This is a genomic window from Cohnella hashimotonis (genome assembly GCF_030014955.1).
GTDB lineage: Bacteria > Bacillota > Bacilli > Paenibacillales > Paenibacillaceae > Cohnella > Cohnella hashimotonis.
In genome coordinates this window covers 2,144,589-2,165,512 of record NZ_JAGRPV010000001.1, presented here as the reverse complement: position 1 = coordinate 2,165,512, position 20,924 = coordinate 2,144,589, and the positions used below count along the sequence as shown (strand labels likewise).

The window sequence follows — 20,924 nt, the reverse complement described above, 5'->3', positions numbered from 1 at the left end:
TCCCGGACGCGGCCTTATTGAGAGATGCGGCTCGGCGTCGGCATATGCTTGTACAGATAACAATCCACGAGGCCTTCCTGGCTCTGGAACGGCAATCGCTGCTCTTCGAGTTCTTCGAGGCGATCGGTGCGGCCCTCCACGTACGAAGCGATACGCGCGATCGCCGTGGACAGGCTGGTGAGCAATCCGCCGTAGCGCAGGTCGATGATATCCCAGCCGAACGCCTTGTTGACGATATGCCAGCGCTCGATATGATAATCCCGAAGCTTCTCCACGCGCGTCCGGATCTCCGGCAGCGTCTCCTGCGCCATACGCGACAGCGCGGCCTTGTCCCCTGCCAGATAAGCGTCCGCGATTCGGATGCCGGCGTCCGCCTTGAGCGCGAGCACGGCGCACAGCCGTTCCAGCACCTCGAACACGAAGCCGTACTCCCCGTTGCGGGTTTTGTACAGCGCCATCTCCTTCTCCAGGCCGGCGTAGTGTTCCGCGACCTCCAGCCCGCGAATATTGGCGTCGAACAGGCCCATCATGACGTTTTGCCAGAGCATATAACGCGAAGGGTTGTAAGTCTCCAGGTTGCCCGGCTTAATGCCCGGCGGTTCGTCGATGTTCTTGATCGCCATGAAGTCGTCCATGTGCGCGCCCGTGCAGTAATGGAAGCGCCGGCGGAGCTTGTCCTCGTCGAGCTCGGCCGCATAGCCGTGCTCCGCGAACAGCTGCAGGCCGAGCAGCGCGGAGAACCAGTCGCATTCGGTGCCGTCGTCGCCCCACAGCGTGGCGATCACTTCCCGCACGCCCTCGCGCTTGCACACGTTCAGCGCCGCATTGGTCGAATCGAACGTCGCGCCGTAGTTCAGGACGAAGCCCTTCCAGTTCCAGATGCCGCCCGCGAAGATCGGGGTCGAGCCGAAGCGCTTGTGCCGTTGGACGAAGTCGGCATAGAACGCCTCATCGTAGTGGTAATAGTCCCAATAGACGTATTGCATGTTTTTCGGCATGCCGGCGATGACCTCGTCGGAGATGACGCCGTCGACGTCGTAATAGTCGCCCGTTTCCGAGCCGGCGCGGAAGTACATGTCGCTCCACATCATCGGCACGAGGCCGTGGCGCTCGACGATCTCCATGACTCGCTTGAGGTGGTCGTTCATAATGTCGAACTTGGACCGCAGACCGTTCTTCAACAAATAGTTGCCGAGTCCGAGCTTCCAGGCCTCGTCCATCCCGATATGGATGCGCTTCGTCCGGACGGGAGCCGCAGCCGCCACGATCATCTGTTCAATGAATTCATACGTGCGATCGTAGCCGACCAGCATCGTCTCATGGTCGTCCCGGATATCGGCGAAGGCGTTCCATTTGAGCACGTCCGCCAGGTGGCTGAGCGTCTGAATGCAGGGAATCATCTCGATGCCGAACAGATCTGCGTAATCGTCCATTTCCTTGATCTCTTCCTGCGTGTAGCGTCCTCTCATATAGCCGAAGTACGGCTGCTCGGCCACGTCGAAGCTGTCCTCGGCGTACAGCATGATCATGTCGAGGCCCATGAGCGCCATTTTGCGCAGGAATGCCTTTATGGATGCGGTACGGATGACCGCTCCGCCCTGGGAGACGTCGAACATCGGGCCGTTCATATCGAACTGAGGCACCTCTTCGACGCGGAACTCGCCGTTCTCGCGAAGCCCCGCGACGAGCAGGCCGACCGCACGGAAGAAATGAATTTTCCGCCCGAACGCGATTCGCAGGGCGCCTTCCTTGGCCTCCACGACAATGCGATTTTCGGCATGGCGCACCACTTCGACCGCTCTTCCTTCGGCCGACAGCGTAACGCCCGCTTCGGCGGCGAGCTCGCGAAGTCCCGCTTCCAGTCCTTCCAGGTCTCCGGTAAATTTAAATTCCACTCCAAAACACCCCAACTTTTTCAGATAGATAAAAACTCAGACGACGAATTGAATTTCGATACTGTTCAATACATAAAGCAGATCAAATCGCTAGGTCTAAAGAATCAATTTTATGAAAAGAGTTCCGTATATTGCGGCCGTTTGCAAAATATGCTTTAATGATTTGAATCAATTTTTCAGTATATTGAAAAGGTGTTGCGTATGAAAAACAAGTATAGCGTTCCGGCTTTGGCGAAAGGAATGGCGATTATCGAGATGCTGGCGGCCTCCAGAGATGCGCTCGGCATTACGGATATTTACGAGCGCAGCGGATTGCCGAAGTCCTCGATCTTTACGATCCTGAGCGAGCTCGAGAACCTCGGCTATGTCGCGAGGGCCGATGCCGGCAAATATCAATTGACCCTGAAGCTCTACAACGTCGGCATGGAGAGACTGTCCAAGCTCGACATCCGCCAGGCGGCCAGGCCCGAGATGGAAGCGATCGCGCAGCAACTGAAGTTCACCGTCCACCTGGCCATTCTGGAAAACGACAAAGCGCGCTACATCGATAAAGTAAACGGACCCGGCTTCGTCCAATTTTCCACGCAGATCGGACAAACCCAGCTGCTCCATAACTCGGGCGTAGGCAAGGCGCTTGCCGCCTTTATGACCGACGAGCGGCTGACGCATGCCATCGCGCTGCACGGCTTGCCCAAAACAACGGAGCATACGATGACCTCGCCTGCAGTCTTCAAGTCGTTTCTCGCCAGCGTGCGGGAGAAAGGCTATGCCATCGAGGACGAGGAAGGCGAAGCCGGCATCCGCTGCATCGCCGCGCCGATCTTCGACCACAGCGGGAAAACGGCGGGCGCGATCGGGATCACCGCGCTGAGAAGCGAGCTGCCGAGCATCTCCTTCGACGCGTACGGCAAGCTCCTTCAAGAAAAAGCGTCGGCCATATCCGCCAAGCTCGGCTATTCCGACGAAAAGCAAGAGCGCCCTCGCTAGCGCCGGCTTACTTGACGATTACTCGGACTTTTCCTTGCCCTTCAGACATTCGGACAGCAGATTGCGGGTGATCGTCTGAACCCTGGCGTCCACCCCTTGCGTCCGGCCGAAGGTCCCCGATGCCGGGATGTGGCCCGGCGGGCTGCTGAGCCCGTTCGCCCACCAGATCGTTCCCGCATTGAATACCCAGTTGCCCCGGGGCCCCGGATAGATGACCGCGCCGTGAATGCCGTGCTCCGGCTTCACAAGCTTGTCGTCGTCCGGCTCCGGTATACGGAACAGGCGGCTCTCCGCTACGACCTCGAGCCCTTCGATCTCCTTGAACGGCGCCCCATGGTACTCCCAGCCGACCAGGCCCGGGATCGCGTCTCCCTTCTTCATCCCCGTGCCTTCGAACATCCAATGCTCCGGCCGCGCGACCGTCCAGTCGCCGTAGGCCGAGCCGAACGTCGAAGAACCCATCAGCTTGTGCTCGTCGTAAAATCTCTTGTGCCTGGCGAAGGAACGAAACGGCTTGCCTTCTTCTCCGTAAGTCACGATCTCGTGACATAAGGCGTTGCCGGACAGAAACAGCAGACTGACGCCTTCGTCCCGCGCGGCCGCGGCGTTGTCGTACATCCGGCGGGTCCAGTATTCGTCATGCCCGACGGAGACGAATACCCGGCATTTTCCGGCCCAATCGGATTCCTCGTGCAAATCCACGTTCGAGCAATAAGCCACGTCGTAGCCTTCCGCCTCGAGCCAATGCGCAAGCGGGAATTCCCATAGCAGAAATTGTCCCGATCCGCAGGACATCGGCGAGTCCACGATTTGGCAGTATTTCGAATAGGGACGGTTAAAGCTCACGCGCACGTTCGGCCCTTGATACCACGGATACGGCGTGCCGTCGTCGTATAGCGAATTGATCCCCGGCCATTTGTTGTACGCTTGCCAGGTAAGATCGCTCACTTGAACGACGATGTCCGCGGGTCCTCTTCGCTTCACCACGAAGATGATATAGCTTTGGGCCCGCTGAGGTTCTTCTCTCGACAGCTTGGCCAGATAGACGCCGCTCGGCCAATCGTCCGGAACGACGAGCGACGCTCCGGTCTCCCACTCGCATTCCCGAAGCCGCTCGATCGTCTCCATCGGCATCGGCTGCGGCGATCCGCCCAGCGGTCCGAGCTGCCGAACGTGCCGGCCGCCCTTGCCCCCGTAATAGCCCAGCCGATAAATATCGATCGTATAGGCGCCAGCCGGGTTCAAGCTGACCATGAAGTCGATCCGCTCCCCGGGGTATACGCTGGCGGCCGAGGCAAATCCTTCGATGGCCGGAGACCGCAGCCCCCGGGTCAGCGGATGCACCATACCGATCGTCGTCTCCGGATATTCGTGGATGTATCGGGTCACTTGCCAATCCAGCGTGCCTTCGAGCTCATTCTCTTTCACGGTAGCGTTGCTCATCCAGCGCCCTCCCTCGCATTCTCGGCGACCTCTCGACCCGCGATCCAATAAGAAAGAGCCCCCGCTTCGAACGTTTCCTGCAATCGCCGCTACGGCCGGAACAGAATCGCCCGGCACGGGGCTGCGCAGACATCCGGTATGTTAAGCGGCAGCACCGTAAGCGTCCATGGTCCCTCGCCCGCTTCCCTCAGTCGGACGAGAGGCGCGGCCATCAGACGGTCCTTGGCATAGTAGCGCTTCAGCATGGGCATCTCCCCGCCGGGCTTGCGCGGATCTTCGATGGTCGTGATATCCATGCCGAGCAAGCCGACGTCGCGACCGATAATCCAGTCCATCGCCTCGGGTTCGAAATAAGGACTCGACTCCGTGTAGCCGGGACGGTTCCAGCGCGAATCCCAGCCTGTCGCGATCAGCAGCGCGTCGCCCGGCTCCAGCGCCGAACCGACAGCCCGCTCCAGCTCGGCGGCCGCAATCGTGTCGTACGGCCGTTTGTCGGGCAGCTGCGCGACCCAAGCTCTCATCGTGAGGCGATCGAGGCCGACGTCGCCCAGCAACTCCCGGTCGGCGAACAGATGATTCGCCGTCTCCAGATACGTTCCCGCCAGGGAATGAAGGCGAAAGGCGTGACCTTCATAGCCGTCCTCGGCGACATTCGCCACCTTTTCCACGGCAATCTCGGGGAACGGAGCGCCGTAGTTCCACATGCCGTTTTCCAGCCTGCCCGTCAAATCCAGCCACTTCTTCATGCAAGTTCCTCCGTCCCGTTAGGCATCGACCGCGCTTAGATTTGGGACAAGCCGAATCGATAGCCCAGCAGCGTCTCGCTTACGCGATGTTCGTCGGACGGGAGCAGCGGAAGCCGCGTCTCGGCGCTCTTGAACAGCCCGAGATGCTTGTAAAGCGCTTTGGTCGTCGGTATCTCGTCCCCGGGACCGAACATATGGATGAACGGCAGAATCGCCTTGGAGAAAAGAGCGAAGCTCTCTTCGCGCTTGCCGGCCCGGTGCAAATCCCAGCTCTCCTTGAATTCCTTCGGGAAGATGATCGGCGCGATAATCATATTTCCGTCGACTCCGGCTTCGATCGCGCGATAGGCGATGATATCGTCTCCGCCGAATACGGCAAGCTCGGTATTTTTCTTGAGAGACCTGATCTTGCCCATATTATGGTCGGTCATCTTGACCGCCTTGATCGCCGGAACGGCGGCTGCCAGCTCTATCAATTGCTGCGCGGTATAGAACGTCTTGGTCGTGACCGGATTGTCGTAAAAAACGATCTGCAGTCCCGTTTTCTCCGCCAGGCTGCCGACATAGGCTTTCACCATATCCAGCGAATTCGGGAAATAATAAGGACTGGGCACCAGCGCGGTCCGGATGCCTGCATTCGCGGCCGCCTTGCCGATTCTCGAAGCTTCCTCCAGGTTCGTATGTCCGAGGCCGATGACGATATGCTTGTCCGGCAGACGCTTGCCGAAAAATTCGGCGATTTCGATGCGCTCTTCGGCGGACAACGCCGGAGATTCGCCTGTGCTCCCGCCGATGACATAGCCTTCCACGTAGTCGGATGTATGCCGAATCAAGTTTTCGAAGCCTTCGTAGTCGATCTTGCCGTTTTCGAACGGCGTCGGTATGACGGGTATGTTACCTTTCACGGCCCATTCCTCCACAATTCATTTTCTAAATACAAAACAGTCGTTTACGCAACTGAACGCAATCAACTATAGCACCCGTTTTCGAACAGTGTCAACGACAATTGTACCAAACCTATACCAAAATAGCCGTAAGCGTTATAATAATAATAGGAAGCTAATTTCTGGTTCGTCCACCGTATGGAGGGGTTTTGTGATTAAGAAGGAATTTCGATATATCGAGCTGGCGGGGAAGCTGCGGACGGAGATTTTGTCCGGCTACCTGAAGCCGGGCCAATTCCTGCTTCCGGAGAAGGAGCTGTGCCAGGTATACGACATTAGCCGCAATTCGCTGCGGCAGGCGCTCGAGCTGCTTACGAATGAGGGGCTGTTGGTCAAGATGGTCGGCCGCGGCACGATGGTCAACAAGGAGCTCGACATCGGCAAGCATGCGGGGAGCGTCATCAACATCATTTGTCCCCAGCACTCCTCTTACGTGAACAAGGCGCTGCCGATTCTGATCGAGATGTTCAAAGCGCAATATCCGAACGTCGAGTTCAGGCAGTTCGGCACGGGCGTCAGCAACGAGGACTTCCTCCAGGACTTGTCCAGCTTCGGCGTCAACGCGGACATCGTCATCATGAGCGACATCGACATGCAGCGTTTGCCGCTCGACAAGTTTTTGACGCTGGAAGAGATTGAATTGGAGCAAGAGATCGCGCAGGACAAGCTCATGGAAATTTTCGGCCTTCCGAACGGGCAGTACGCCATCCCGCTCACTTATTCGCCGGTATTTCTGGCATGCAATCCGCAGTTGTTCGAAGAAAGCGGACTGGAGCTTCCGCAAAAAGAATGGAGCTGGGCGCAGTTCGTCGAAACGGCCAAAGCGCTGACAAGGGATTCGAACGGGGACGGCCTGAACGACATCTACGGCTTCGGCTTATCCTCTTCGCTGTATCGCTGGCCGGTACTCGCCAGAAAGCACAGCTACCCGTTCTGGAAGGAGCCGTCCGGCATGCTGGACACCGAAGGGCTGGCCGGCTTTCTGGACTTCGTTCAATCGCTCCTCTATCGGGACGGCGTAAGTCCGGTGATGGCCGTCAACGACTGGGAGCTTCTCGCCCAGCTGTTCGACGAAGGCCGCCTTGGCATGTTCCTGACGACGACGCTGACGACCAGCATGAACAACGCCGCATTCCCCGTGACCGTTATCCCCCTGCCTGCAAGCAAGAACGCCGTAAAAGGCAACCTCGCGATCGCCAACGGCATGATGGTTCCGCAGACGAGCGGCAATCCGACGCTGGCCAAGCAGTTCGCCCAGTTCGCGATGCGGGCCGACTATCAGATGCGCATGGCAAGCGAAGCCAAGCTTCTGTCCGTCTATACGAAGGTAAACGAGGAAGTGTGGACGGAACGCGAACGCAGCGCGCTCGGCTTGACGGCGTCCAATTCGGAACCGCTGTACTTCATGAACGAGATGCTGCCCGATCCGAACCTCGAGCATGCGCTCGTTCAAGAGATGAACCTGTTCTGGGCGGGATTCGAAACGCCGGCCGAGACGATTTTGCGTTTGAACGACAGACTGCGGCATCTATTTACGCAAGATCCGGTTTGACTGTTTTATATGTGTTCCGCCATATGTAAGGTGTTTGCGTTTACAAAGAAACCGTTTATTTATGAAGCGGTTTCTTTTTTTGATGGGGTGAAATTTGATGACATTTCGTTGTTGACGCCAGGCAACTCCTTCGTGATATAATGGAATTGGTTCTAAACCTATCCCAATATTAGAATATGGATCTCGCATTTACGTTAGGTTGTCTCCCATCAATGACGAATGCTTTGATTCACAAAGGAGTGGCAGCACGTGGAAATGGGCACAATAGCAATCTTAAGCGATGCCTCGACTCGAATGCGAAAAGCACGTTACGGCGTCAACTCCTTCGAAGGTTATGTCGAAGAAGTGCTGGGCCGTCTCCGCCTCCCCTTCCGCGTCTTCGATTCGCTCGAAGACGCCTTGGGCTGGCAGCCGGATATTCTGATTCCGGCCTTGTTCGACGAAAACGCGGACAATCGGGACAAGCTGCAATCGTACGTGAAAAACGGAGGCACCGTCGTCTCGTACGCGGGATTGAAAGGAATGGCGGAAAAGCTCGGCTACTGCGAGGAACGCCCGCTCGGCGCAGGCTACGCCGTCCTTCCCGAAGGTCCTGCCCCGATTCGCTTTCTGTCCGCGACGGGTTGGAGCAAGCTCGCCGGTCAGGTTCCCGGCCACAAGGCGTCCGGCGCGCTGCGCATGAGCAACCCGTCGGGCATCGAATCGGGTCCGGCGCTGCTCTCCATCCCATGGGGCGAAGGAACGTTCGAGCGCTGGTCGGTCGACATCGTCGGCACGATCGTCGCCCTGCAGCAAGGCACGAGTCCTGTATACGACGACGGCGCATCGGCGCCCGACGGAACGATCCCCGTCCAGGACGACACGTTGAAGGCGGACGACCGCTGCGCGTTGGATTGGGAATTCGACCGCCTGAAGACCGCCACGGGCATCCCCTACTTTGCCTTCCCCTATGCCGACTGGTGGCGGGCGGCTATGGTCCGGCATTTGATCGAAGTCGCGCTGTCGAAGGGAAAGACGCTCCCCTTTCTTGGTTACTGGCCTGCGGGCATCCCGGCCGTGACCGCCATCTCCCACGACAGCGACCTGAATCGGGACGCGCATGCGACCGTGACCCTGGAGCTGCTGCGGGAGGTCGGCATTCGATCGACCTGGTGCATGCTTGAACCGGGATATTCTCCGGCTATCTATGAGCAAGTAAAGGCCGACGGCCACGATATAAGCCTTCATTATAATGCCTTGGAGATGGATGGCGGAATCTGGAGCGAAGAAGCCTTTCGCAGCCAGAGCGAGTGGCTCAGGGGAGCGGCCGGCATCGACCGGATCTCGTCCAACAAAAACCACTACACCCGCTTTGAAGGATGGGGTGAGTTGTTCCGCTGGTGCGAGTCGAACGGCATTGAATCCGATCAAACCCGCGGGCCGAGCAAAAAGGGAAATACCGGACTCCTCTTCGGCACTTGTCATCCCTACTTTCCGGTCAGCGATTTCAGCGAGGGGAACCGATTGTACGATGTACTGGAAATCGGGTTTTTAAGTCAGGACCTGAACCACCCCCAATTGTACGATTCCAGTCTCGTCGATCCTTTTTTGGACATTATAGGAGAAACGGAAGGCGTCGCGCATTTCCTTTTTCACCAGGCCCATATCTACAGCTTCGAAGCGGTCAGACAAGCCGTGCGCGAAGTCGTGGCCGGCGCCAAAAAACGCGGTTACGCTTTGTGGACGATCGATCAAGTGAACGAATGGGAAAGAGCGCGAAGAAAGGTCGACCTCGCCGGGTTCGACGAATCGGGGAAGCCGATTCCCGAAGGCGCCCCGCTTCCGCAATCGGCGGTCGTATACGTTCCCGCGGCGGATGACGCGCTTTCCCCGGACGGAATATACGAAACGAAGTTTGGCGTGCGCTGCCGGAAATACATCATCCAGGAAAGGATAGATGAAAATGCCGTCGGAAATGGCCGCTGATGGTAGCCGTCGACCCAGAACTTATTTTCGAACGCTGCTCAAAAAAAGCTGGAGAGACCGCTACATTTTCATTCTTCTCCTGCCGGGCTTGCTCTATTTCCTCTTGTTCAAGATCATTCCCGTATTCGGCAACGTGATCGCGTTTCAAGATTACAACCCCTTCAAGGGCATGTGGGCGAGCGATTGGGTCGGCTTGAGCAATTTCAAACGAATCTTCGAGGATACCGACGTGCTTCGGATCCTTCGTAACACGCTGTTTATTTCCCTCATGCAAATCATATTCGTGTTTCCCGCACCGATCCTGCTTGCGATCATGTTAAACGAGGTTGCCCGCGAAAAAACCAAACGACTCATCCAATCCATTATTTATTTGCCCCATTTCTTCTCCTGGGTCGTCATCGTCAGCATCGCGACGATCTTTCTAAAGCCCGAAGGCCTGATCAATCAACTACTCCAGTACTTCGGCTACGATTGGATATCCTTCATGACCAATCCGCATCTGTTCGTACCGATCGTCATCATCGAGCTCATCTGGAAGGAAACCGGCTGGTCGACGATTATCTTTCTGGCGGCGCTCGCCTCCATCAATCACGAGCTGCTCGAAGCCGCGATCGTCGACGGCGCCAATCGCTGGAAAAGGATCTGGCATATTATCGTGCCCTCCATCGGCTCGACGATTGCGATTCTGCTTATTCTTCGTCTCGGCACGGTTCTGGACACCGGCTTCGAACAAATCTTTCTGATGCTTAACCCGTTTAATCGGGACATCGGCGAAGTGCTGGACACTTACGTGTACACGAAAGGCATCAAACAGGGCGATTTCAGCTTCAGCACCGCCGTCGGCTTGTTCAAGGGCGTTGTCGGACTTGTGCTCGTTCTCACGGCCAACCGGATCATCAAAAAGTCCGGCAATGACGGGTTATTCTAATCGATTCCATGAGGAAAGGAGTGCCTGGCCATGCATTTCAAAACAAAATCGGACAGGTGGTTCGACGGAATCAATTACCTGCTGCTGTCCGTCGTCGGTCTGTGTATGGTCTTCCCGCTGCTGTACATCTTCTCCGTTTCCTTCTCGACGATGCAGGATTTTATTCAGAAGGACATCGTATTGTGGCCATCGCATTGGGATTTGGGCGCGTACAAATATATTTTCGATACGCCCGTTTTCGGCCGCGCGATGTTGGTCAGCGCCTGTCTCACCGTGGTCATCACGCTATTCAATCTGCTCATGACCAGTATGATGGCTTTCGCTACCGTCCATTCCTTCGTCGGTTCGAAGCTGATCCTGAGAATGATCATTTTCACCTTATTGTTTTCTCCGGGGCTCATCCCCAGCTACTTGATGGTTCGCAACCTGCATCTGATCGACACCTACTGGGCGCTTATCCTGCCCGGCGCGATCAGCACGTTTAACTTGATCGTCATTCGACAGTTTTTTCAAAACCTGCCCAAGGAAATCTTCGAAGCTTCGAAGATCGACGGCGCGCATGAGCTTCAAATGTTCACGAAGCTGGTGCTCCCTCTCTCCAAACCTGCCCTCGCGGCGTTCGCTCTCTTCTACGCCGTCGATGCTTGGAACGCGTACTTCAACGTGATTCTCTACATTAACGATACGACGAAATGGACGATTCAGGTCGTGCTTCGGCAAATCGTAATCGTCTCCCCGCCCGACAACAATTTGATAGCCAGCTTGTTGAAGGATCCGCCTCCGGCGCAAACCGTTCAGATGGCAGCCGTGCTTGTCGCCACGCTGCCCGTGCTCGTGATCTATCCGTTTCTGCAAAAGCACTTCGCTAAAGGGGTGATGCTGGGATCCGTTAAAGGTTAAAGCTAGGGGAAACAAAAGCTTGGGGAAACAAAAGAAGACGGGCAGCGTCCGAGCGAACGCCGCCGAACCGCCAAATTCAAAAGAAGGGGACGAACCCGCCATGAAAAAGACAAAAAATCGAATGATCGCAACGCTATCCTTCATTTCTCTGATCGCTATCGCAACGGCCTGTTCTTCCGGCAATGGCAACTCGGAGAATTCCCCGAGCGCGAGCGCCTCCGCTGCGTCGCCCGCAAGCAGCGCCAGCGGCGCGGACACAGGCAAGAAATACACCATCTCGATGCTTGATTTCACCTATGGCAAAATCCCGCCTTCGAACGGCAAAGCCATAGCGCTTCTGAACGATAAATTCAACATTGACTACAAACCGACGATCGTTCCTTACGACGGCTATCAAGAGAAAATGTCCACCACGATCGCAGGCGGCGACATGCCCGACGTCATGGGCATAGAGGAATATTTAGCGTCCGGCTCCTTGCACAAATGGGCCGAGCAAGGCGCGTTCCTGCCGCTAAACGACTATATCCAAAAGTATCCGAGTCTCGCGCTCGTTCCGCCGGAAATCTGGGCGGCCGTCACCAACAAGGACGGCAAGATTTGGGGAATTCCGCGCTATTATCCAAATACGCCGACGCAGAGCTGGGTCATTCGCCAGGATTGGTTGGACAATCTCGGTCTGAAAGTACCGACGACTTACGACGAGCTCGGGCAAGTCGCGCTTGCGTTCACCAAGAACGATCCGGACAAAAACGGTAAAAACGACACCTACGGTCTGGTCATGGGCCCCGGCGGCGCGCCCGGCTACGGCATGGGCGCTTACTGGGACAGAGACACCTGGTACCACAAGGACAAGGACGGCAATCTGATCCCGGGCTACATCACCGACGCCCGTAAGGAAAACGTAGCGCTGTTCGCCGATTTGTACAAGCAAGGCGCCATTAACAAAGGCTTCGGCGCCAACGCCAGCTTCGAAGTCGGACAATCCGACTTTTACAACAACAAAGCGGGCATTTTCATGGGCGGCATTCGCGGCATGGACGAGAATCTCGCCAATTCCTTGCTGTCGGTCGCACCAAACGCGAAGTTCTCCTCCATCCCGCCTTTTAAAGCGCCGGACGGCACGCAAGGCCTGACCGCGCAGCGCGGCTACTACCGGATTACGGTGTTGAACGCCAAGCTTGCCGGCGACGAAGGCAAGATCGACCGCATCCTGTCGTTGGTCGACTTTGGACGTACGTTCATTCCGATCGATCAGCGCACGCCGGACAACGAGACGTTCGACTTCCGTTCCGGCAAGCTGAATACGGGCTACACGTTCGACAATGGCACCGCTACGTTCACCCAGCCGGATCAAGGCCTGCTCGTATCTTCTTACCTGCCCGACAGCAACATGTGGGCCCCGTCCGTGCTGGACAACAAGTATTCGGACACGACGCAGTCCCCTATCCTCAAAGAATACGTGAAACAGCTCGAGAGTGAATACGCGAACTACGAAGAGTACGTGGATCCCCAGTACATGGGATATTCCGAAACGTTAAACAGCAACAAAGGCGCCGACGCGATCTTAAAGGTTGCGGACGCCCAAGTTAAAATGATCATGGGCGAGCTGCCGTTGACCAGCTGGGACAAAATGGTCGACGACTTCATGAAAAGCGGCGGCACGGATATCATCAAGGAAATGAACGAAAGCCTGCAAGGAAGAACGCTGATCGGCTTTAAGAAAATGGGTCAATAAGGTCGCCCTGCTTCCCTTCAAAAACCCAAGATTGCCTTGGGTTTTTTTCATCCCCTTCTACGGCCGCCTTCCCGACCGGCAACTGATCGATCTTTTAACGCATAGGAGTGTTCGACGATTGGCAACGCAAGCATACACCCGCGTGGGACAGCCGTGCAGCAACTTCAACATTCTGGCGACCGCCGTCGTGCGGGATCCGTCGGACGGCCGGGATAAATTTGTCCTTTCCAATTACGCGATGGGCGGAACCGGCAGCATCATCCTCATCGACCCGCTATCCGGCGAAGGCGAAAGTTTCGGGCTTCCCGTCGGACCTGGCGCATGGGGTTTGGTGAACTGGAAAAACGAGAAGCTGATCGTCGGTACTTGCGTCGATCAGGCTTACCTGCACGCGTTCGATCTTCGGACCCGGCAATGGGCCAAGACGCTGGTGTCGGAAGGGGAAGCTTACTTCTGGCAAATGACGCTCGGCTCGGATGGAAACGTGTACGGTGGCACCTACCCCGGCTGTTCGTTAATGAAGTACGACCCGGCAAGCCATACGCTGGTCAACCTGGGCCAAGTATCGGACGTCGAAGGCAACCAGTACAGCAGGCCGGTATGGGGTGAAGCTCCGGGCTACATCCTCGTGAACTACGGCTACAATGTCGCCGGCATGAAAGCTTATGTCATCGGCGACGGGACGTTCCGGGATTTCGGCGCGCCGGGCGAACAAATCAAATGGGTGACGGACAAGCTGATCTGCGCGGAAAAAGATCAACGACTCTCCTACTACGACGCCGCGACCTTGCTCCCTTTCGACAAAGTCGTAGACGACGGCCAGATTCCCCGTACGTCGATTACTTTGCCGAACCTTCAGAAGGTGTCCGTGCGGCGGCTTGGACATAACCGGCTGGCCGGGGTCAGAGGTCAGGATTATTTTATCGCGGCGGAGCCGGAAAATCCGGAAGACTTCGACCGCCCGCTTCCGGTGGCGCTCAAAAAAATTCCCGCGGCCCCTCCTCCCACCGCGATCTTCACCCTTCAATCCGACGGCCGAGGAAAGCTATGGGGGTCCAGCGGCTTCGGCCAAACGGTCTTTTCTATCGAACCTCATACAGGGAGCGTTTGGAACTCTTCGTCCGTATGCAACGAAGGCGGAGAAGTTTACGGCTTGCAATTCGCCTGCGATCGCTTGTTTATGAGCGCCTATGCGGGAGGAGACCACATCGTTTACGATCCTTCCTCCTCCTGGGACCAACTGAACAACGTCAATCCCCGCACCCTGCGTTCCGTCGCGCCCGAGCTGATCCGTCCGGAAGGACGGAGCGTCGTCGGCCCGGACGACGCCGTATGGACGGGGTGGTCGGCCCGTTATGGCGTGTACGGCGGCGGCTTGTCGCGGATCGATCCCGACTCCCTGGAGGTCGAAAGCTGGCTGCACCCCGTACCGGCGCAGCAGATCGCCGGTATGGCCGCCGATGACAAATACGTTTATTTCACGACGAATGGCGGCGCAAGCGGCTTGCCCCACCGCCAGGTTCCTTGCCGTTTTGTCATTTGGGCGCCACGGAGCGGAATCGTCCATGAAGAAATATTGCCGGAGGATCAAGAGGCGGGCAATGCCATCGTCGCGCTGGGCGGCAAGGTCGTCTTCGGGGCCGGGCTGGAGATAAGAATCTATGATCCCGATCGCCGAACGTTGATCCATGCCGTACCTATGGAACACAAATGCCACTGGCTGGTCGCCATCGACGAACGCACCGCAGGCGCGTTTTGCGGCGAACACTATTGGGAGATCGATACGGCGTCCGGCGCCAGCCGCCGCGTAACCGACGTGCCCGGCTTCGTCCGGGCTGCGGCCGTGCATGACGGACGGCTTTATTTCTCGGTCGACTCCACCTTATACAGACTTGAGCAATCCATCGGGAGGAATTCATAATGGCTGAATCATTGGCAATCCACGGCGGTCCCAAGGTCAAGACGACGCCGTTCGGAACGGGAAAGCGTTTCGGGGAAGAAGAATTGAAGGAGCTCCGCGAAGCGCTGGAGCAAGATACGCTGTTCTATCATTACGGCGAGAAGGTTAAAGGCTTCTTGAAAAAATTTAACGAGATGTACGGGGTGCGTTACAGCGTAGCCGCCAGTTCGGGCACGGCCGCCATTCACGTCGCGCTGGGAGCGGCCGGCGTCACCGCGGGAGACGAAGTCATCACGAGCCCGATTACCGACCAGGGGACGGTGATCGGCATCCTGTACCAGAACGCGATTCCCGTATTCGCCGACGTGCTGCCGGACACGTACAACCTGGACCCGGCTTCAATCGAAGCCCGGATCACGAAGCGGACCAAGGCGATCGTCGCCGTGCATCTGGCCGGCAATCCGTGCGATATGGACGCCATCATGGCGATCGCGCGCAAGCATCGGCTGAAGGTGATCGAAGACTGCGCGCAAAGCTATATGAGCGTGTACAAAGGCAGGCTGGTCGGCACGATCGGCGACTACGGCTGCTTCAGCACGAACGATTTCAAACACATCTCGACGGGCGACGGCGGCATGGTCACGGTCAACTCGGGAGACGAGCAAGATTATGCGATCGTCCATGCATTCGCCGACAAAAACTATGAGCGATTCGATACGAAGGTATCCCGCGATATTCATCATCTGGCGCCGAACTACCGCATGACCGAGCTTCAAGGCGCGGTCGGCATCGCCCAATTGGACAAGCTTGCCTGGATTTGCGACACGCGCAAGGCATACGGCGCCATGCTGACGGAAGGACTGGCCGGCACTCCCGGCATTGTGCCCCCGGCCGTCACGGAAGATTCCGAGAGCACTTATTGGTTCTATCTGTTCCGTTTGGATACGAATCTGCTGAACGCGACCGTGGACGCGTTTGTCGCCGCGTTGAACGCGGAAGGCATTCCGTGCATTCGCGGGTATATTCCGCAGCCGGTCTACTTGCAGCCTATGTTTCAGAAAAAAGAAGCCTATCCGGGCACGAACTATCCGTTCAGTCTATCGGACGTCTCCTACGAGCGGGGGATCTGCCCGAACGCCGAAGCCGTGCTGCAGACGTCCGTCCGCATGGGGATCAGCGAATTCTATACGCCGGACGATATTCGCGACATGGCGACGGCGATCCGCAAAGTCGCGGCCTTCTTCCGGAAGGCGGAGGAAAGCTAGACGATGCAAGAGACCGTCAAAAAGATACCGCGATTGGAGGAAATGCTATCATGACCAATAACGTAGATCGGCTGGCCTTGTTCGGCGGTCCGATGGCGGTAACCGACGCGCCCGGAGATCTGTTTACCTGGCCGATCGTTACGCAAGAAGACGAGGAAGCGGCGCTTGACGTGCTGCGAAGAGGCGCCATGTCCGGCACGGACGTCACGATGCAGTTCGAATCGGACTTCAAGGAATGGCTCAAGTGCGATTATGCGCTCGGCTTCAACAACGGGACGGCCTCGCTCCAAGCCGCCATGTTCGGCTGCGGCGTAGGCATCGGCGACGAAGTCATCTGCCCGAGCGTCACGTACTGGGCGTCCGGCGCGCCCGCCTACTCGCTCGGCGCGACGGTCGCGTTTGCGGACATCGATCCGGTCAGCCTGTGCCTCGATCCGAACGATCTCGAGCGCTTGATCGGCGAACGGACCAAAGCGATCGTCGTCGTCCACTACTTCGGCCACCCCGCCGACATGGACCCGATCATGGCCGTCGCCGACAAGTATAACCTCAAGGTCATCGAAGACGTCTCTCACGCGCAAGGCGGCGTTTACAAAGGCCGCAAGCTGGGGACGATCGGCCACGTCGGCGCGATGTCGCTGATGGCCGGCAAGTCTCTGGCGGTCGGCGAAGCCGGCATGCTTGTCACAAACGACCGGGAGATCTACGAGCGGGCGCTCGCCTTCGGCCATTACGAGCGCTACAATAACGACATTCGATCCGATTCGCTGAAGCCCTTCGTCGGACTTCCGCTCGGCGGAGCCAAGCACCGGATGCACCAGCTCAGCTCGGCTGTCGGGCGCGTCCAGCTTCGTCATTACGAAGCGAGACAGGCGGAGATTCGCCGGGCCATGAACTACTTCTGGGACCTGCTCGAGGACGTGCCCGGCCTTCGGGCGCACCGCACGACGCAAGGATCCGACAGTCTGATGGGCGGCTGGTATGCCGCGCACGGCCACTACGTTCCCGAAGAGCTGGGCGGCCTGTCCGTCTCGCGATTCTGCGAGGCGGTGCGCGCCGAAGGCGTCCAGGATTGCGTACCCGGCTGCAATCTGCCGCTCCACACCCACCCGCTGTTCCAGGAAGCGGACGTCTACAGACATGGCCGTCCGACGCGGATCGCGAACGCCGCGCGCGACGTTCGGACGCTGGATGCGAACCTGCCGGTAAGCGCCGGCATCGCCGCCCGCGTGTACGCGATCCCTTGGTTCAAGCATGATCGCCGCGAAGCGATCGAGCGTTACGCGCTCGCCTTCCGCAAGGCGGCGTTGAATTACAAGGAATTGCTCGAAGGCGATGCGGGCAATCCCTCTACCATGGGCGGCTGGAATATGTTCAATCGAAAGTAAAATCGACGTCAAGCGCCCCCTTCCGCAATGCGGTCGGGGGCGCTTTTTGCTCAAGTGCTTACGTTGGAAGGTTCCTTAAACCTAAAGTTCCTTAATCCTGTCCCGGAATTTCAACCCATTCGAATGGCCGCTGCACGGCTAAACCACCGTATTCGATAATTGCGATAACGTCGATCGTCTCCTTCGGATCGACAACGGGCTTCCCCGATTCGAAAAAGGATACCAGTTTGCGGGTAAATGCGGCGAAAAAATCGGATTCCTGCTTGATGAATGCGCACTCTCCGCTCTCGTAGGTCAATCCCAACGCAAACGGACATCCCCGGCCGAGATGATGGATGTTCGCCTGCTTGCCGCCGCCGAAATCGATCATGAACGAGGCCGCCGCCGGCGTGCCCGTATACATGACTCGCTTCGGACGGCTTCCCATCAGATGGACGATCGGTTCGATCTGATGAATCGAATAATTTTCGAACCTGCCCGGTCCCCAGCTCGAGATCGCCGCGATGCCACTTCTGTCGACGGCGGCATATTCTTCGGCGAAGCGAAGCGCGGAGGTGGAGTACATTGGCGTTCCGTACAGCCGGGCCAGCTCGAACAGCTTGACGGCCGTGGCCCGATCGGGCGCGAACGTCTTGTCGATATAAGTGGGCTTGCCCGACTGCAACGGCAAGCGCGATAGCTCCTCGTGGAACTCGGGATGGTCCGGCGACAGCACGATCAGGTAATCGCTCAACCGGACCACCTCTTCGATGGAATCCAGCAATTCGATCCCGCGACTGTCGCACCAATCCCGATTGGTCACCCCGTTTTCTTTGTCCTTTATGGCGTAAGCATACTTCACCTGCATCTCTCCGCCGGACGCTTGCTCGATCCAGGCCGGATACTTGTCCGCATGAAATTCGTCCAAATAATAATCGATGAATCCGATCTTCTTCAATCGCTTCGCCTCCTAATCAACAGATTCGCTTCGGCGCCATCGGCGCTGCCGTCCCCCGCCCGTACGGTCAACCGGCACGGCGCGACGGCGAATGTCATGCTGCGATCCCAGATCGCCAGCTCTTCCTTGCCCAGCTGGAAGACGACCGTCTCTTCCGCCCCCGGCTCCAGCCACACCTTGCGGAACCCCTTGAGCTCCCACGTCCGGCGCGTGATCGGCGATCCGCCGGCCTGAATGTAGAGCTGCACCGTCTCCGCACCGGCCCGCGGGCCGTTGTTGGACACGGTCAGCCGGACTTCCACGTTTCCTCCCGCTTCGATCTCCTCGGCCGTGACCGATTCGCGCGACAGCGAGATTTGGCCGTATTCGAAAATCGTGTAGCTGAGCCCGAATCCGAAAGGATATAAGGCTGCAGCCGGCATGTCGATATAAGGGCGCGGCCGGCCCGGATTTTTCTGGTTGTAATAGACCGGCAGCTGCGCCGAGGAACGCGGCAGCGAGACGGGAAGCTTGCCGCTCGGATTGACCTTGCCGAACAGAATTTCGCCGATCGCGCGGCCGCCTTCCGGGCCCGGGTACCAGGCGCACAAGATCGCCGCGCAGTGATCCGCCAGGCCCGACAGCTCATGCGGGCGGCCCTGGATCACGACGGCGACGACCGGCGTTCCCGTCGCGGCGATCTCGCGCACCAGCTCCTCCTGGACGCCGCCCATCCGCAGATCGGCCAGATCGACCCCTTCGCCGCAGTCCATCTCCGACGGACTCCCTGCCGATACGATCGCCTCGCCGTTGCTGTCGAACGCTTCGTCGAAGGATCGCGCGCTGCTGCCGCCGATCGCGACGACGGCGATATCGGCGCCGCGCGCGGCGGCGACCGCCGCAGCGATGCCTTCCCGCGACCGGTCGCGTATGCCGCAGCCCCGCTCATATACGATCTCGGTGCCGGCAGGTGCCGCCTTCGCGATGCCTTGAAGCACGGTTGTCCCGGTCCCGCCCCGCTGAACGCTCGTATAGTCCCCCAATTGATTGTACAAGGCATCCGCATTCGGGCCGATCACCGCGATCCGTCTCGCCGAGTCGGTCAAGGGCAGGACGCCCTTTTGTCCCGCTTCCCCGTTGCGCAGCAAGACGATCGATTCCCTCGCCAGCTGCAGGTTCAGCTCGCGCGTCTCCTCCGCGCCGATGACGGCTGCCGGCAGCCGTTCGTCCACATACGGATTCTCGAACAGCCCCAGCCGGAATTTAAGCCGCAGCACGCGCCGAACGGCGCGGTCGATCAACGATTCGTCCGCCTTGCCCTGCCGAACCGCAGCCTCCAGCTTCGTGAAGGCGGTATCCCACAGGCTCAGATCGACGCCCGCCGACAGCGCGATCGCAGCCGCCTCTTCATGATCGTCGCTTAAAGCCAGCAGCCGATCGATCGCGCAGCCGTCGGCCATGACGATTCCATCGAAGCCCCATTCTTCGCGCAGGATGCCGGTGAGCAGCTTCTCGTTGGCGTGGCACGGGACGCCGTCGATCTCGTTATAGGCGGCCATAAAGCCGGCCGCGCCGGCGTCCTTCCCGGCTTTAGCGGCCGGAAGATGGATCTCGCGCAGCTCCCGCTCGCCGATCGCCGCGGGACCGGCATTGTGCCCGCCCTGGCCGGCGCCCTGCGCACAAAGATGTTTCAACACGGCAGCAGCCTTGTCCGGAGCGCTCAGCTCTTCCGGCCGCGCGCCCTGCAGTCCGCGCACGACGGCCGCCGTCAGCTGCGAAGCCAGGTAAGGATCCTCGCCGTAGCATTCCTCGGATCGTCCCCAGCGAGGATCCTGCAATATATCCAGCGTGGAGACAAGCGCGAGATGAGCGCCGCGAGCCCGGATCTCGGCTGCGATTCTGGCGTAGGCCCGTTCCGTCAATTGCGGATTCCATGTGGAGCCGATGTTCAGATTGACGGGCAGCAGCGTCCCGTCCAGCGCCTGATGGCCGTGCGGGCATTCCTCGGACAGCAGGACCGGGATGCCGAGCCTGGTATGTTCCTTGACATATCGCTGCAGTTCATTGGCGACTCGGGCGCTATCCGCCGTCGGAATGCCGTTGTTGTACGTAACCGCCGACCAAGGATCGGCCCGGAACAGCCCGTATAGCGCCCCCATGCCGTCTCCGAAAGCCACTTGCCGCTTGAACGCTTCCGTCAGATGAACCCTGGAGCCTTCGCGACGGTAGGCATCCCAGCCGTACATATGCTGATTCAGCTGCCCGACCTTCTCCTTGAGCGTCATGCGCGCCAGCAAGTCCTCGGTTCTCTCTTCGATCGAATACGACGGATTCTTGTAGATGTCCACCCGTGATTCCCC

General features: G+C 58.3%; 15 protein-coding genes. 9 read left to right on the top strand and 6 right to left on the bottom strand.

What is annotated here, in order from left to right:
- Positions 1–14: 14 nt before the first annotated feature.
- Positions 15–1,895 (bottom strand): beta-N-acetylhexosaminidase, encoded by a 1,881-nt coding sequence (locus KB449_RS08555; RefSeq protein WP_282907969.1) that lies wholly within the window; start codon positions 1,893–1,895, stop codon positions 15–17.
- Between the two features lie 201 nt (positions 1,896–2,096).
- Here KB449_RS08555 and KB449_RS08550 point away from each other — a divergent pair, with 201 nt between their 5' ends.
- Entirely contained in the window at positions 2,097–2,882 is a 786-nt protein-coding gene (locus KB449_RS08550) for an IclR family transcriptional regulator (RefSeq protein ID WP_282907968.1), read from the top strand.
- Positions 2,883–2,900: 18 nt separating this feature from the next.
- Here the strand turns inward: KB449_RS08550 and KB449_RS08545 are convergent, their stop codons facing one another.
- From KB449_RS08545 to KB449_RS08535, 3 genes are all read right to left on the bottom strand, one after another.
- Entirely contained in the window at positions 2,901–4,325 is a 1,425-nt protein-coding gene (locus KB449_RS08545; RefSeq protein WP_282907967.1) for a N,N-dimethylformamidase beta subunit family domain-containing protein, read from the bottom strand.
- Positions 4,326–4,414: 89 nt separating this feature from the next.
- Positions 4,415–5,071 carry a cyclase family protein gene (locus tag KB449_RS08540; protein WP_282907966.1) on the bottom strand — a complete coding sequence of 219 codons (657 nt, stop codon included), beginning with the start codon at positions 5,069–5,071 and terminating at the stop codon, positions 4,415–4,417.
- Between the two features lie 35 nt (positions 5,072–5,106).
- The gene (locus KB449_RS08535; protein ID WP_282907965.1) at positions 5,107–5,976 is read right to left on the bottom strand and encodes a dihydrodipicolinate synthase family protein; all 870 of its coding nucleotides are present in this window, start codon (positions 5,974–5,976) and stop codon (positions 5,107–5,109) included.
- Between the two features lie 190 nt (positions 5,977–6,166).
- Here KB449_RS08535 and KB449_RS08530 point away from each other — a divergent pair, with 190 nt between their 5' ends.
- The 8 genes from KB449_RS08530 (at position 6,167) to KB449_RS08495 (ending at position 17,648) form a co-directional block, all read left to right on the top strand.
- On the top strand, positions 6,167–7,567 hold the full coding sequence (locus KB449_RS08530) for an extracellular solute-binding protein (protein WP_282907964.1): 1,401 nt from the start codon (positions 6,167–6,169) through the stop codon (positions 7,565–7,567).
- Positions 7,568–7,861: 294 nt separating this feature from the next.
- Complete coding sequence (locus KB449_RS08525; RefSeq protein WP_282907963.1) at positions 7,862–9,532, top strand: polysaccharide deacetylase family protein; 1,671 nt, start codon at positions 7,862–7,864, stop codon at positions 9,530–9,532.
- Entirely contained in the window at positions 9,504–10,460 is a 957-nt protein-coding gene (locus KB449_RS08520; protein ID WP_282907962.1) for an ABC transporter permease, read from the top strand. Before KB449_RS08525 ends, KB449_RS08520 begins: the two co-directional genes overlap by 29 nt.
- A gap of 30 nt (positions 10,461–10,490) precedes the next feature.
- The gene (locus KB449_RS08515) at positions 10,491–11,360 is read left to right on the top strand and encodes a carbohydrate ABC transporter permease (RefSeq protein ID WP_282907961.1); all 870 of its coding nucleotides are present in this window, start codon (positions 10,491–10,493) and stop codon (positions 11,358–11,360) included.
- A 100-nt stretch (positions 11,361–11,460) separates the two neighbouring features.
- A complete protein-coding gene (locus tag KB449_RS08510; RefSeq protein ID WP_282907960.1) occupies positions 11,461–13,095 on the top strand; it encodes a type 2 periplasmic-binding domain-containing protein in 1,635 nt (544 codons plus the stop codon).
- 118 nt (positions 13,096–13,213) lie between these two features.
- Positions 13,214–15,016 (top strand): NHL repeat-containing protein, encoded by a 1,803-nt coding sequence (locus KB449_RS08505; protein ID WP_282907959.1) that lies wholly within the window; start codon positions 13,214–13,216, stop codon positions 15,014–15,016.
- Positions 15,016–16,260 (top strand): DegT/DnrJ/EryC1/StrS family aminotransferase, encoded by a 1,245-nt coding sequence (locus tag KB449_RS08500; protein WP_282907958.1) that lies wholly within the window; start codon positions 15,016–15,018, stop codon positions 16,258–16,260. Before KB449_RS08505 ends, KB449_RS08500 begins: the two co-directional genes overlap by 1 nt.
- Before the next feature lie 50 nt (positions 16,261–16,310).
- Positions 16,311–17,648 carry a DegT/DnrJ/EryC1/StrS family aminotransferase gene (locus KB449_RS08495; protein ID WP_282907957.1) on the top strand — a complete coding sequence of 446 codons (1,338 nt, stop codon included), beginning with the start codon at positions 16,311–16,313 and terminating at the stop codon, positions 17,646–17,648.
- A 91-nt stretch (positions 17,649–17,739) separates the two neighbouring features.
- Here the strand turns inward: KB449_RS08495 and KB449_RS08490 are convergent, their stop codons facing one another.
- Positions 17,740–18,585, bottom strand: a complete 846-nt coding sequence (locus KB449_RS08490; protein ID WP_282907956.1) for a Gfo/Idh/MocA family oxidoreductase — start codon at positions 18,583–18,585, stop codon at positions 17,740–17,742.
- Positions 18,582–20,912 carry a glycoside hydrolase family 3 N-terminal domain-containing protein gene (locus KB449_RS08485; protein WP_282907955.1) on the bottom strand — a complete coding sequence of 777 codons (2,331 nt, stop codon included), beginning with the start codon at positions 20,910–20,912 and terminating at the stop codon, positions 18,582–18,584. Before KB449_RS08485 ends, KB449_RS08490 begins: the two co-directional genes overlap by 4 nt.
- Positions 20,913–20,924: the final 12 nt, after the last annotated feature.

Excerpts from the sequence above, each read along its gene's own strand:
- KB449_RS08545 (WP_282907967.1), bottom strand. The coding sequence starts at position 4,325 with ATGAGCAACGCTACCGTGAAAGAGAATGAGCTCGAAGGCACGCTGGAT.
- KB449_RS08550 (WP_282907968.1), top strand. The coding sequence starts at position 2,097 with ATGAAAAACAAGTATAGCGTTCCGGCTTTGGCGAAAGGAATGGCGATT.
- KB449_RS08525 (WP_282907963.1), top strand. The coding sequence starts at position 7,862 with ATGCGAAAAGCACGTTACGGCGTCAACTCCTTCGAAGGTTATGTCGAA.
- KB449_RS08510 (WP_282907960.1), top strand. The coding sequence starts at position 11,461 with ATGAAAAAGACAAAAAATCGAATGATCGCAACGCTATCCTTCATTTCT.
- KB449_RS08540 (WP_282907966.1), bottom strand. The coding sequence starts at position 5,071 with ATGAAGAAGTGGCTGGATTTGACGGGCAGGCTGGAAAACGGCATGTGG.
- KB449_RS08520 (WP_282907962.1), top strand. The coding sequence starts at position 9,504 with ATGAAAATGCCGTCGGAAATGGCCGCTGATGGTAGCCGTCGACCCAGA.
- KB449_RS08495 (WP_282907957.1), top strand. The coding sequence starts at position 16,311 with ATGACCAATAACGTAGATCGGCTGGCCTTGTTCGGCGGTCCGATGGCG.
- KB449_RS08500 (WP_282907958.1), top strand. The coding sequence starts at position 15,016 with ATGGCTGAATCATTGGCAATCCACGGCGGTCCCAAGGTCAAGACGACG.
- KB449_RS08515 (WP_282907961.1), top strand. The coding sequence starts at position 10,491 with ATGCATTTCAAAACAAAATCGGACAGGTGGTTCGACGGAATCAATTAC.